Source organism: Intrasporangium mesophilum, from assembly GCF_054783095.1.
This window is the reverse complement of record NZ_BAAGRF010000058.1, coordinates 42,477-54,833: the sequence shown is the minus strand read 5'-3', so window position 1 is coordinate 54,833 and position 12,357 is coordinate 42,477. Positions and strand designations below refer to the sequence as shown.

General features: G+C 69.7%; 14 protein-coding genes. All 14 read left to right on the top strand.

The window, feature by feature from the left end; genetic code table 11:
- The first annotated feature begins 139 nt into the window (after positions 1–139).
- On the top strand, positions 140–1,084 hold the full coding sequence (locus ACYVLP_RS25460; protein ID WP_460630077.1) for a hypothetical protein: 945 nt from the start codon (positions 140–142) through the stop codon (positions 1,082–1,084).
- Between the two features lie 191 nt (positions 1,085–1,275).
- The gene (gene rpmE / locus ACYVLP_RS25455; protein WP_452268704.1) at positions 1,276–1,491 is read left to right on the top strand and encodes a 50S ribosomal protein L31; all 216 of its coding nucleotides are present in this window, start codon (positions 1,276–1,278) and stop codon (positions 1,489–1,491) included.
- 85 nt (positions 1,492–1,576) lie between these two features.
- Positions 1,577–2,653: a peptide chain release factor 1 gene (prfA, locus tag ACYVLP_RS25450; RefSeq protein ID WP_460630076.1), complete on the top strand. Its 1,077-nt coding sequence runs from the start codon at positions 1,577–1,579 to the stop codon at positions 2,651–2,653.
- On the top strand, positions 2,650–3,615 hold the full coding sequence (gene prmC, locus ACYVLP_RS25445; protein ID WP_460630075.1) for a peptide chain release factor N(5)-glutamine methyltransferase: 966 nt from the start codon (positions 2,650–2,652) through the stop codon (positions 3,613–3,615). The genes prfA and prmC overlap by 4 nt, the downstream gene beginning before the upstream one ends.
- On the top strand, positions 3,612–4,514 hold the full coding sequence (locus ACYVLP_RS25440; RefSeq protein ID WP_460630074.1) for an L-threonylcarbamoyladenylate synthase: 903 nt from the start codon (positions 3,612–3,614) through the stop codon (positions 4,512–4,514). Before prmC ends, ACYVLP_RS25440 begins: the two co-directional genes overlap by 4 nt.
- Positions 4,515–4,562: 48 nt before the next feature.
- On the top strand, positions 4,563–5,843 hold the full coding sequence (locus tag ACYVLP_RS25435; RefSeq protein WP_460630073.1) for a serine hydroxymethyltransferase: 1,281 nt from the start codon (positions 4,563–4,565) through the stop codon (positions 5,841–5,843).
- Positions 5,844–5,879: 36 nt separating this feature from the next.
- Positions 5,880–6,977, top strand: a complete 1,098-nt coding sequence (locus tag ACYVLP_RS25430; protein WP_460630072.1) for a glycosyltransferase family 4 protein — start codon at positions 5,880–5,882, stop codon at positions 6,975–6,977.
- 144 nt (positions 6,978–7,121) lie between these two features.
- Positions 7,122–7,640 (top strand): hypothetical protein, encoded by a 519-nt coding sequence (locus tag ACYVLP_RS25425; RefSeq protein ID WP_460630071.1) that lies wholly within the window; start codon positions 7,122–7,124, stop codon positions 7,638–7,640.
- 14 nt (positions 7,641–7,654) lie between these two features.
- Positions 7,655–7,930, top strand: coding sequence for an AtpZ/AtpI family protein (locus ACYVLP_RS25420; protein ID WP_460630070.1), 276 nt, complete (start codon positions 7,655–7,657; stop codon positions 7,928–7,930).
- Between the two features lie 145 nt (positions 7,931–8,075).
- Positions 8,076–8,858, top strand: coding sequence for a F0F1 ATP synthase subunit A (gene atpB, locus ACYVLP_RS25415; protein ID WP_460630069.1), 783 nt, complete (start codon positions 8,076–8,078; stop codon positions 8,856–8,858).
- A gap of 106 nt (positions 8,859–8,964) precedes the next feature.
- Positions 8,965–9,174: an ATP synthase F0 subunit C gene (gene atpE / locus ACYVLP_RS25410; RefSeq protein ID WP_331888275.1), complete on the top strand. Its 210-nt coding sequence runs from the start codon at positions 8,965–8,967 to the stop codon at positions 9,172–9,174.
- Between the two features lie 57 nt (positions 9,175–9,231).
- Positions 9,232–9,810 carry a F0F1 ATP synthase subunit B gene (locus ACYVLP_RS25405; RefSeq protein WP_460630068.1) on the top strand — a complete coding sequence of 193 codons (579 nt, stop codon included), beginning with the start codon at positions 9,232–9,234 and terminating at the stop codon, positions 9,808–9,810.
- A complete protein-coding gene (locus ACYVLP_RS25400) occupies positions 9,810–10,622 on the top strand; it encodes a F0F1 ATP synthase subunit delta (RefSeq protein WP_460630067.1) in 813 nt (270 codons plus the stop codon). The genes ACYVLP_RS25405 and ACYVLP_RS25400 overlap by 1 nt, the downstream gene beginning before the upstream one ends.
- A gap of 77 nt (positions 10,623–10,699) precedes the next feature.
- Positions 10,700–12,331, top strand: a complete 1,632-nt coding sequence (atpA, locus tag ACYVLP_RS25395; protein ID WP_460630066.1) for a F0F1 ATP synthase subunit alpha — start codon at positions 10,700–10,702, stop codon at positions 12,329–12,331.
- Positions 12,332–12,357: the final 26 nt, after the last annotated feature.

Sequence of the window (12,357 nt, the reverse complement as noted above, 5' to 3'; positions counted from 1 at the left end):
GCCCGGCTTGGCCGGGCGGCATACGGTTGAGCCACTGTGTGGTGCCAACTGCAGGCTCCGCCGTGCGCCTGGCACCACACGCTGACCTTGTCCACAGCGCCCAGACGGCCGAAGCGCCACTTCAGGCACCCTGGGCCAGGTGACCAGCCCATCCAGACCCCCTACCCGCGTCGCCCGTGCTAGGCGAGCCGCTGTCGCTGCCGAGCTCGCCAGTTCAACCGATGGCATCGCCCACCGTCGCGACCTGCGCGCTGCAGGGGTAAGCCGCTACGACGTCCAGACCGAGATCGATGCGGGACGGTGGATGCGCGCCGGGAGGCACACCGTTGTCATCGGCAACCATCCGCCGATGGGAAAGGCGCTGCTGTGGCGAGCCGTCTGGGAGAGCGGCGGTGGTGCCGTGCTCGATGGTGCATCTGCCCTCGTCGCGGCGGGACTGAGCGGCTACGAGCTGAGCACGATCGATGTCAGCATCCCCACGAACAACCGGCGGCACGCCGTCGACGGAGTCTCCCTGCACCGACGGCGTGCGCTCGGACCGATCACCACGGTTGGGGTTCCCCGGGCGACACCGGAGCAGGCAACCATCAGAGCGGCGCGATGGGCCAGGTCCGATCGCCAGGCAGCGTTGCTTGTCTGCCTTCCACTCCAGCAGCGGCTGACGACACCCCGTCGCCTTCTCGATGCGTGGACCAGCTCCGGACCGGGAAGCCGTCAGGGTTTCCTTCGACAGGTCGTTCTCGATGTCTGCGACGGGGCCCAGTCGCTCGGAGAGCTCGACTTTGCGGGGCTGTGCCGGCGGCACGGCCTTGCCGAGCCGACGCGACAGGCGGTGCGCGTCCTTCCGGGCGGTCGCGTCTATCTGGACGTTGGGTGGGACGACGTGGGGCTCGTCGTGGAAGTGGATGGTGGTCATCACGCGCTGGCGCTCAACACCGTCGACGACGCGCTGCGCCAGAACGAGGTTGTCATCGCCGGCGAGCAGGTCCTGCGCATCCCGGTCTTGGGGCTCCGTCTGCAACCTTTCCGGTTCATGGAGCAGGTCATGCGCGCCCACCGCCTGGCTTCGGCGCGAGCCGCGTGACCCGTGTGGTGCCGAGCGCACGATCGACCGTGCGGCTGGCACCACGGATGGGGCCGCAGCGCGGGAATGCGGGGGGCCTCGGCTGCGTTTTGGGTCTCGTGCGCCTGTTCTGGCACACTCTTCCTTTGGACCGGTTCACGGCACGATGCATGCCTGCAGCCGACCCGGCCACTCATACCAAGGAGATCACGTTGAAGAAGGACCTTCACCCCGCATACGTGGAGACCACGGTCACCTGCACCTGTGGCAACACGTTCACCACCCGCAGCACCGCGACCTCCGGCCACATCTCGGCTGATGTGTGCTCGCAGTGCCACCCGTTCTACACCGGCAAGCAGAAGATCCTCGACACCGGTGGCCGCGTGGCCCGGTTCGAGGCTCGCTACGGCAAGAAGGCCGCCAAGTAGGTCTCCCGCACGCCGGCTCCCGCGACTACGGTCGCCGGGGGCCGGCGTTCGTTTTGCGGCAACGTTCCCAGCGAAGAGGTGCCCAGTGCACGATTCAGTGACGTCGATCCTGCAGGAGTACGCCGACCTCGAGAGCCGGCTGGCCGACCCCGCCGTGCACGGCGACCAGGACCTCGTGCGCACCCTCAACAAGCGGTATGCCGCACTGGCCCCCACCGTGGCCGCGGCCCGCGCCTGGCAGGCCGCGGCCGGCGACCTCGACGCCGCGCGTGAGCTGGCGGCCGAGGACGAGTCGTTCGCGGCCGAGCTGCCGGAGCTGGAGGCGGCGCGCGCCGAGGCCGAGGAGCACCTGCGCCGCATGCTCGTACCTCGCGACCCCGAGGACGACCGTGACGTCATCCTCGAGGTCAAGGCCGGCGAGGGCGGTGACGAGTCCGCCCTGTTCGCCGGTGACCTGCTGAGGATGTACCTGCGCTACGCCGAGCGGCGCGGCTGGAAGACAGCCATCGAGGACGCGACCGAGAGCGACCTCGGCGGCTACAAGGACGTCCGCGTGTCGATCAAGGCCAAGGGCGCTCCTGGGCTCGGCGAGGCCCCATGGGCGCGGCTGAAGTACGAGGGAGGCGTCCACCGGGTGCAGCGCGTCCCGGTCACCGAGTCGCAGGGCCGGATCCACACGTCGGCCGCGGGTGTCCTGGTCATGCCCGAGGCCGAGGAGGTCGAGGTGACAATCGACCCCAACGACCTTCGGATCGACGTCTACCGCTCCTCGGGCCCCGGCGGCCAGAGCGTCAACACGACCGACTCGGCCGTGCGGATCACGCACCTGCCCACGGGACTGGTCGTGTCCTGCCAGAACGAGAAGTCGCAGCTTCAGAACAAGGAGGCGGCGATGCGCGTCCTGCGCGCCCGCCTGCACCAGCAGGCCCAGGACGAGGCCGACGCAGAGGCATCAGCGGCCCGCCGGTCCCAGGTGCGCACCGTCGACCGCTCCGAGCGGATCCGCACGTACAACTTCCCCGAGAACCGCATCTCGGACCACCGCACCGGCTACAAGGCGTACAACCTCGACGGTGTGCTCGACGGCGACCTCGACCCCGTCGTGCAGTCCGCTCTCGATGCCGACGAGGCCGCCAAGCTCGCGGCCCTCGCCGGGTCGTGAGCGGCCTGCGCGCCCTGGTGCGCGGCGCCGCCGCCCGGCTCGCCGACGCGGGCGTCGGCTCGCCCGACGTCGACTCGGTGGAGCTCGCGGCATACGTCCTCGGGGTGCCGACGCAGGAGGTGCGCCGACTCATGGTCCTCGGCGGCGCGCTCCCGGACACCTTCGCCACGAGGTATGCCGCACTCCTTGACGAGCGTGCCCGCCGGGTGCCGCTCCAGCACCTGACCGGCCGGGCGCACTTCCGGCGGCTCACCCTTGCCGTGGGCCCGGGCGTCTTCGTGCCGCGCCCGGAGACCGAGGTGCTCGTCGAGCTCGCGATCGAGGAGGTCGACCGCCTCACGGCGCACGCAGGCGACGAGCACGAGGACCGTGGCGAGCATGGCCGCCAGGGCGACCGGCCTGCGAGGGTCGTCGACCTGTGCAGCGGGTCGGGGGCGATCCCGTTCGCGATCGCGGACGAGCGGCCCGGCGTCGAGATCCGCGGGGTCGAGCTGTCGGTGGAGGCCCTCGCCTGGGCGACCGCCAACCGTGACCGGCTCGGCCTCGATGTCGACCTGACGCAGGGTGACGCGACGCGCCCGTGTCTTCCGGACTGGGTGGGCACCGTCGACATCGTCACTGTCAACCCGCCTTACATCCCGGTCGGCGCCGTGCCGCTCGACCCGGAGGTTCGCGACCACGACCCGCAAGTTGCTCTCTACGGAGGCAGCGAGGACGGGCTGGCCATTCCTCTGGCCGTCGTGCGGACCGCGGCCGCCCTGCTGCGGCCCGGCGGCCTCGTGCTCGTCGAGCACGCCGACTCTCAGGGCGAGAGCCTCCCGCGCCGCCTCGCGGCCACGGGGGAGTGGCACGACCTCGCCGACCACCCCGACCTGTCCGGGCGTCCACGCGTCACGACGGCGCGACGCGCGGTGGACCTCGGTGCCGGGCCGCAGCCGGCGGAAGTAGGCTTCCCCGCGTGAGTGAGCGCTTCGACTGCACCGATCCCGACGGACGTGCGGACGGCATCCCCGCCGCAGCGGCAGCGGTCAGGCGGGGTGAGGTCGTCGTGCTGCCGACCGACACCGTCTACGGCATCGGCTGCGACGCCTTCGACGCCAACGCGGTCGCGTCCGTCCTGGCCGCGAAGGGCCGCGGCCGCGACATGCCCCCACCGGTGCTGATCCCGACTGCGCGGACCGCCCAGGGCCTGGCCACCCAGGTGCCCGACTACGCCCAGCGGCTCATGGAGAAGTTCTGGCCCGGCCCGCTGACCCTCGTGCTCAAGGCGCAGACCTCGCTGCACTGGGACCTCGGCGAGACCAACGGCACGGTGGCCCTTCGGGTGCCCGACAACGCCATCGCCCTCGAGCTGCTCGCCGACATCGGCCCGATGGCCGTCACGAGCGCCAACACCACGGGCGATCCCGCCGCAAGCACGGTGGACGAGGCTCTCGGCATGCTCGGTGAGTCGGTCGCGGTCTACCTCGACGGCGGCACCGCCGTCGAGGGCGAGGCCTCGACCATCGTCGACTGCACCGGAGAGGCGCCCGTGACCCTGCGGTTCGGCGCGATCTCCCAGGACGACATCGTCGCAGCGATCGAGCACGAGCCCGAGCTGGAGTCACAGCTCGAGTCAGAGCTCGAGTCGGAGCCGGAGCTGGCGCCGGAGTCGGACCAGGTGGCCGACGAGCCCATCGGCGGGGAGGTCGCCGAGCCGGAGCTCGAGGCGCCCGCCCCGTCCACTCCGCCCGCCGCGGCGGAGGTTGCCGAGCCGGAGCTCGAGGCGCCCGCCCCGCCTACTCCGCCCGCCGACGCGGCCGCCCCGCCGGCTCCGCGGGCCGAGGAGGTTCACTCGGACGGCCCTGCGCCGACGGCATAGAGTTGGCTCGCGCTCGCACGTACCCCGCCCGCAACCCGGAGATGTCCCATGGCTGACGACACGACGTTCTACGGCTCCGACTTCGGCGCCCTGCAGACCTTCGACCCCGACATCGCCGGAGTCCTCGTCTCCGAGCTCGACCGCATCCGTGGCGGCCTGCAGCTCATCGCGAGCGAGAACATCAGCTCGCCCGCTGTGCTGACCGCCCTCGGCTCGACGCTGTCGAACAAGTACGCCGAGGGCTATCCCGGGCGCCGCTACTACGGCGGCTGCTCGGAGGTCGACAAGGCCGAGACCATCGCCATCGAGCGGGCCAAGGCGCTCTTCGAGGCCGACCACGCGAACGTCCAGCCACACTCGGGCGCCAGCGCCAACCAGGCCGTCTACGGCGCGTTCATGGCGCCGGGCGACACGATCCTGGCCATGAGCCTGCCGATGGGCGGCCACCTGACGCACGGCACCAAGGTCTCCTTCTCCGGCAAGTGGTTCAACGCCGTGCACTACGGCGTCGACAAGGAGACCGAGAACATCGACTACGGCCAGGTCGAGGAGCTCGCAAGGGAGCACCGCCCCAAGGTCATCTGCGCGGGCGGCTCGGCGATCCCGCGGCTCATCGACTTCGAGCGCTTCCGCGCCATCGCCGACGAGGTCGGGGCGATCCTGTGGATCGACGCCGCCCACTTCATCGGCCTCGTCGCGGGCAAGGCGATCCCGTCGCCGGTGCCGTATGCCGATGTGGTGACCTTCACGACGCACAAGGTGCTGCGCGGCCCGCGCTCCGGCGCGCTCGTGTGCAAGGCCGAGCACGCCACGGCGCTCGACCGCGCGGTGTTCCCGATGATGCAGGGCGGCCCGCAGATGCACACCATCGCGGCCAAGGCGGTGAACTTCAAGGAGGCCGGGACGCCGGAGTACGCCCAGTACGCCCGCGACGTCATCGCCAACAGCAAGCAGCTCGCGGCCAGCCTCCTGGAGGTCGGCATCCGCCCCACGACGGGCGGCACGGACACGCACCTCTCGCTGCTCGACCTGCAGGGCGTCGGGGTGACCGGCAAGGAGGCCGAGGAGCGTGCCGACGCTGCCGGCATCGTGCTCAACAAGAACGCGATCCCGTTCGACCCGCAGAAGCCCAACATCGCCTCGGGCATCCGGGTGGGCACCCCGTCGGTCACGACCCAGGGCATGGGGACCGAGCAGATGAAGCAGATCGCCACGCTCATCCACACGGCAGTGACCAAGGGTGACGCAGACCCCGACCACCCCGTGAGCAAGGAGGTCCGCGCCGAGGTCACCGACCTCGTGACGCGCTTCCCGGCATACCCCCGCTGACGCAGCCTGCCTCAGCGTCCGAACGAAGGTCGGTAGGTGCACGAGTACGTTCTCGTCCTCATCGTGGCCGCCGCGGTCACGTACATCGCCACACCCTTCGTCCGCAGCCTCGCCGTGGCGACCGGCGCATTCACCGCGGTGCGCGAGCGCGACGTCCACAAGACGCCCATCCCGCGCCTCGGGGGAGTGGGCATCTACATCGGGTTCGTCGCTGCGGCGCTCGTGGCGCGGGCGCTGCCCTACCTCGGCTCGCTTTTCTCGACCCGCCAGATCCTCGGCGTCGTGGCCGCGGGCGGGGTCGTGTGCCTCATAGGTGCCTTCGACGACATCCGTGAGCTCGACTGGCTGACCAAGCTGGCCGGGCAGATGCTGGCCGCCGGACTCATGGCGTACACCGGCGTCCAGCTGCTGTCGCTGCCGATCTTCGGCACGACCATCCTCCCGACGCCCGTGCTCGTGCTCTTCACGGTCATCGTGGTCATGGTGTGGACCAACGCGGTCAACTTCATCGACGGGCTCGACGGTCTCGCGGCGGGCGTCGTGGGCATCGCCGCGCTCGCGTTCTTCATGTACAGCTACATCGTGTCGCGGTCGTTCGTCCCGGCGAACGTCTTCTCGACCGCGACGTTCATCTCGGCCGCCCTGGTGGGGGTCTGCGCGGGCTTCCTGCCGCACAACTTCCACCCGGCCCGGCTCTTCATGGGTGACTCGGGCGCCCTCACGCTCGGGCTGCTGCTCTCGGCAGCAACGATCACCCTGACCGGCAACGTCGACCCGGGGCAGGTGAGCGCGAACGAGGTGTCTGCCGCGTTCCTGCCGATCGTGGTGCCGCTCGCGGTGCTCCTGCTCCCCCTGCTCGACATGGTCCTGGCCGTGATCCGCCGCACCCGGGCGGGGCAGCGGCCCTGGCACCCGGACGCCATGCACCTGCACCACCGGATGCTGCGCATCGGGCACGGTCACCGCCGGGCGGTCCTCATCCTCTACCTGTGGGCGGCGATCGTCGCCCTCGGCTCGGTCTCCTTCGTCATCTGGGACGGCTGGCGACCCCTCGTGGTCGTGTCGGCGGCGGCCGCTCTCGGGGTGGTCCTGACCGTCTGGCTACCGCGGTGGAGGCCGTCCGAACGCTTGTGATAGCATTCACAAGCACCTGAGGAGAGTCTGTGAAGGCCACTCCACAGGGCGCGGAAGCCCTTTCCGCACAACACAATCCAGCAGCGTATGTCTGATCCCCGCCCCGCCGGCTCTACGCCTCACGACGCACCCAGGCAGGTTTCCTTGAGCTCCATCCCGGCCCGCACCGCATCACAGTCCGATGCCTTCGCGCAGCTTCTCCGGGGCTCCCTGCCGCCGACGGCCCTGGCGGGGCTCGTCTGCGTCGTCGTCGGGCTGTTCTCTAGCCCCAAGGCCGCCTGGTCCGCCGCCGTCGGCGCGCTGCTCGTCATGTTCTTCTTCAGCCTGACGCTGCTGGTCATGAAGCGGACGGCCGACCTGGCGCCGACGACCGTGATGATCGTCGTGATGATCACCTACACCTTCAAGGTGGTCGTGCTCGGCGTCGTGATGTTCCTGCTCCGCGACGTCAGCTGGGTGTCCGGGTATGCCGTGGGCGTGTCGATCATCGTCTGCGCGGTGGTGTGGATCTTCTTCGAGATGCGGTCGTACAAGCGGCTGCGGATCTTCGCGTACGACCCCGACGGTGCGGCTTCGCTCGACCCCGGCAACCAGGCGCCCGCTGCGCCCGCCGCTGGGGTGAGTGACCCCGAGCAGACGGGTGAGCCGCGTGAGAAGTCGTGAGAAGGCAGGTACGCATGTCCACGCCCGAGCCCACCGAGCCCACCGAGCCGTCGGACCCGTCGGAGCGGCCGGAGGACGACCCGCAGGAGCAGTTGCGCCGGTTCAACATGGCCGAGCAGAACTCTGCCTGGAAGGCCGTCGCCTACCTGCTCACCGGCCCGCTCATCTACGGCGGCCTCGGTGCGCTGCTCGACCACTGGCTCGGCACGACGTGGCTGGTCGGAGTGGGGATCGTGGGTGGGATGGCCTTGTCGCTCTACCTGATCTGGTTCCGATACGGTACCCATTGAGCCCGGCCTCCGAGCCGCTCGCCGGCTCGGCACCGGACCGCCCGCGGACGAGGGAACGTGTGCGGACCACCTCTGCGCGCACCTGGCCCGCGCCGATGACGTCTGACGTCACCCGAACTGCCCAGAACCTACAAAGGAGTAACCCGTGAGCATCGTGGCCGCCGCGCCGACGGACTACACAGCGCCCGGTACCGAGGACTTCTGGCAGCCGCTGTTCGGGACGGACGGTCCCTGGGCGGTGACCCGTCCGATCCTGCTCATGATCGTGGCGGCCGGCCTCATCATCTGGTACCTGCTCTCCTCGACGCGCAAGAAGGCGCTGGTCCCTGGCCGCTCCCAGATGGTCACCGAGGCGGTCTACGGCCTGGTGCGCAACGGCATCGCCAAGGACCTCATCGGCAGCAAGGAGTTCCTGCGGTTCGTCCCGCTCCTCTTCTCGCTGTTCACGATCATCCTGGTCAACAACTTCTTCGGCGTCATCCCGCCGTTCAGCTATCCGACCTTCAGCCGGATCGGCTTCCCCATCGCGCTGTCGCTCATCGTCTGGATCGTCTTCCACGTGGTCGGCATGAAGAAGCACGGCTTCATCGGCTACTGGAAGTCGCTCGTCCCGTCGGGCCTGCCCAAGGCGATGGTCCCGGCCATCTTCTTCCTCGAGCTGATCACCGACCTGTTCACGCGGCCGGTCACCCTGGCGCTGCGACTCTTCGGCAACATGTTCGCCGGCCACATCCTCATCGTCCTGTTCATCACCGGCGGCTGGTACATGCTCACCTCCGGCGGGTTCCTCGTCGTCACCGGGGCCGTGACCTGGGTCTTCGCCTTCGTCATGACGCTCTTCGAGCTCCTCGTCGAGTTCCTGCAGGCCTACGTCTTCACCCTCCTGGCGGCTCTCTACATCGGCGGCGCCATCGCCGACGAGCACTGAGCCGACAGTCGTCGCCCCACCCGCTGGACCCGCACCACCCGACCGCTTCACCGAAAGCCCTGCTGGTAACCGCCAGCAGGACCGACCAGAAGGAAATGGAAACAACATGACTGGCAACATCGCCATCCTCGGTTACGGCCTCTCCGCCATCGGCCCCGGTATCGGTGTCGGTCTGATCTTCGCCGCGTACATCAACGGCGTTGCCCGTCAGCCCGAGGCCCGCGGCATGCTCCAGCCGATCGCCTTCCTCGGCATGGCCATCACCGAGGCCCTCGCGATCTTCGGTATCGCCCTCGCGTTCGTCTTCCGCGGCTGAGCCCGTCCCGGCATCCAGCTTCCGACGCTCCCGTTCGTTTCTCTCTAGGAGACCCGCATGCAAGCAGTGTTCAGAGCCGCTGATGGCGGCGAAGAGGGCTTCTGGGCCACCGCGGCACCGATCATCCCGCACCCGCTCGAGTTCTTCTTCGGCCTGGCGGTCTTCGCGATCCTCTACGTCGTCGTGAAGCAGCGGGTCGTGCCGCGGCTCGAGCAGATCTATGCCGAGCGCACGGCTGCGATCGAGGGCGGGATGAACAAGGCCGAGGAGGCCCAGGCCCAGGCCCAGGCCGCGCTCGAGCAGTACCAGGCGCAGCTCGTCGAGGCTCGCTCCGAGGCCGCGCGCATCCGCGAGGACGCCAAGGCCCAGGGCGCGCAGATCATCGCCGAGATGCGCGAGCACGCCGTCGCCGAGGCGTCCCGGATCACCGAGACGGCGCACAAGCAGATCGAGGCCGAGCGCCAGCAGGCGATGGTCTCGCTCCGGACCGACATGGGCCGCATCTCGACCGACCTGGCCGGTCGCATCGTCGGCGAGTCGCTCGCCGACGAGACCCGCCAGAAGGGCATCGTCGAGCGCTTCCTTGCCGAGCTCGAGTCGGGCGACGTCGTCCGCGAGAAGGTCGGAGAGCGCTGATGCAGGGATCCTCACGCGCAGCTGCGGCCGCGAGCCGCGACGCGTTCACCGGCGCACTCGCCGCCGGTGCCGACCGTTCGCGGTTGGCCGAGGAGCTCTTCGCGGTCGTCGGCGTTCTCGACGGCAGCGCCAACCTGCGCCGCGCACTCGGTGACCCCTCCCGCGAGGGGGCCGACAAGGCCGCGCTCGCCGAGCGCCTCTTCGGCGGCAAGGTCAGCGCCGAGACCCTGGTCGTCGTCAAAGGCGTGGTCAACCAGCGCTGGAGCAGCGAGCGTGACCTCTCGGACGCCATCGAGGCGTATGCCGTCGAGACCGTGGTCGCCGAGGCCGAGACGTCCGACCGGGCCGACCGAGTGGAGGACGAGCTGTTCCGCTTCGAGCGGATCGTCGCCGCCGACTCGGCGCTGCGCAGCGCGCTGACCGACCTCTCGGCTCCGGCCGACAAGCGCGGTGAGCTCGTCTCGACCCTGCTTGCGGGCAAGGTCGCTCCCGAGACGCTGCCCCTGGCCCGCCAGGCCGTCGTCGCGCCGCGGGGTCGCCGCTTCGACCGGACGGTCGAGAAGTACCTCGACATCGCGGCGAGCCGCCGCGACCAGCAGACGGCCACGGTGACCTCGGCCGTCCCCCTCACCGACGAGGACCGGGACCGCCTCGCGGCCGGCCTGTCCGCCATCTACGGCGGCAAGGTCCACGTCAACACCGTCGTCGACCCTCGGGTCATGGGCGGCGTCAAGGTCGAGATCGGTGACGAGATCATCGACGGGACCGTCATTCGCAAGCTCGACGCGGCCCGCCGCGCCATGGGTGCCTGAGGCGCCCGCACCACCTCGCCCCAAGCCCCAGAGAAACCACCGGCCCGACACGGGTCGAAACGAGGAGAAGATCTGACATGACGGAGCTTTCGATCCGTCCGGAGGAGATCCGGGACGCCCTGGACTCGTTCGTCCAGTCCTACGAGCCCGGCGCCGCTGCGCGCGAAGAGGTCGGCCGCGTCAGCGACGCCGGTGACGGCATCGCCCACGTCGAGGGTCTGCCCTCGGCCATGACCAACGAGCTGCTCCAGTTCGAGGACGGCACGCTCGGCCTCGCGCTGAACCTCGACGTCCACGAGATCGGTGTCGTCATCCTCGGTGACTTCGCCGGCATCGAGGAGGGCCAGACGGTCAAGCGCACCGGCGAGGTCCTGTCGGTCCCGGTCGGCGACGACTTCCTCGGCCGGGTCATCGACCCGCTCGGCAAGCCGATCGACGGCCTCGGCGAGATCAAGTCCGAGCGGCGCCGCGCCCTGGAGCTGCAGGCGCCGACGGTCGTGCAGCGCAAGTCGGTGCACGAGCCGCTGCAGACCGGCATCAAGTCGATCGACGCGATGACGCCGATCGGCCGCGGCCAGCGCCAGCTCATCATCGGCGACCGCCAGACCGGCAAGACCACCGTGGCGATCGACACGATCATCAACCAGAAGCGCAACTGGGAGTCGGGCGACCCCGACCAGCAGGTCCGCTGCATCTACGTCGGCATCGGCCAGAAGGGCTCGACGATCGCGTCCGTGCGCGGCACCCTCGAGGAGGCCGGCGCGCTGGAGTACACCACGATCGTGGCCGCGCCCGCGTCCGACTCGGCCGGCTTCAAGTACCTCGCCCCCTACACCGGCTCGGCCATCGGCCAGCACTGGATGTACCAGGGCAAGCACGTCCTCATCGTGTTCGACGACCTGTCCAAGCAGGCTGAGGCCTACCGCGCCGTCTCGCTGCTGCTGCGCCGACCGCCGGGCCGCGAGGCGTACCCCGGCGACGTCTTCTACCTGCACTCGCGGCTCCTCGAGCGCTGCGCGAAGCTGTCGGACGACCTCGGCCACGGCTCGATGACCGGTCTGCCGATCATCGAGACGAAGGCGGGTGACGTCTCGGCCTACATCCCGACCAACGTCATCTCGATCACCGACGGCCAGATCTACCTGCAGGCCGACCTGTTCAACGCCAACGTGCGTCCGGCCATCGACGTGGGCGTCTCGGTCTCCCGAGTCGGCGGCGCGGCTCAGATCAAGGCGATGAAGTCGGTCGCCGGCCGTCTCAAGCTGGACCTGGCCCAGTTCCGTGCGATGGAGGCGTTCGCGATGTTCGCCTCGGACCTCGACCCTGCATCACGGGCGCAGCTGGCTCGTGGTGCGCGGCTCGTCGAGCTGCTCAAGCAGCCGCAGAGCTCGCCGTACCCCGTCGAGGAGCAGGTCGTCTCGATCTGGTGCGGCACGACGGGCCGTCTCGACGACATCGCGGTCGAGGACGTCCGCCCCTTCGAGTCGGACCTGCTCGACACGCTTCGTCGTGAGGGCAAGATCCTCCAGACGATCCGCGAGACCGCCAAGCTCGACGAGGACACCGAGGCCGCGCTCGAGAAGGTCGTCGACGACGTGAAGTTCACCTTCCGTGGCACCGGTCGCGACGGCCTCGAGGCCGGCGTGGAGCAGTTCGACGAGATCGACGAGGACCACGTCACCCAGGCCAAGATCGTCAAGCAGCGCTGACGACGGTATGCCGCTAGGCCTCCCGG

What these genes read in the sequence shown, in the direction of transcription:
- ACYVLP_RS25435 (WP_460630073.1), top strand. Translation starts at nt 4,563, where the DNA reads ATGGCTGACGACACGACGTTCTACGGCTCCGACTTCGGCGCCCTGCAG.
- ACYVLP_RS25420 (WP_460630070.1), top strand. Translation starts at nt 7,655, where the DNA reads ATGTCCACGCCCGAGCCCACCGAGCCCACCGAGCCGTCGGACCCGTCG.
- atpE (WP_331888275.1), top strand. Translation starts at nt 8,965, where the DNA reads ATGACTGGCAACATCGCCATCCTCGGTTACGGCCTCTCCGCCATCGGC.
- ACYVLP_RS25405 (WP_460630068.1), top strand. Translation starts at nt 9,232, where the DNA reads ATGCAAGCAGTGTTCAGAGCCGCTGATGGCGGCGAAGAGGGCTTCTGG.
- ACYVLP_RS25400 (WP_460630067.1), top strand. Translation starts at nt 9,810, where the DNA reads ATGCAGGGATCCTCACGCGCAGCTGCGGCCGCGAGCCGCGACGCGTTC.
- atpA (WP_460630066.1), top strand. Translation starts at nt 10,700, where the DNA reads ATGACGGAGCTTTCGATCCGTCCGGAGGAGATCCGGGACGCCCTGGAC.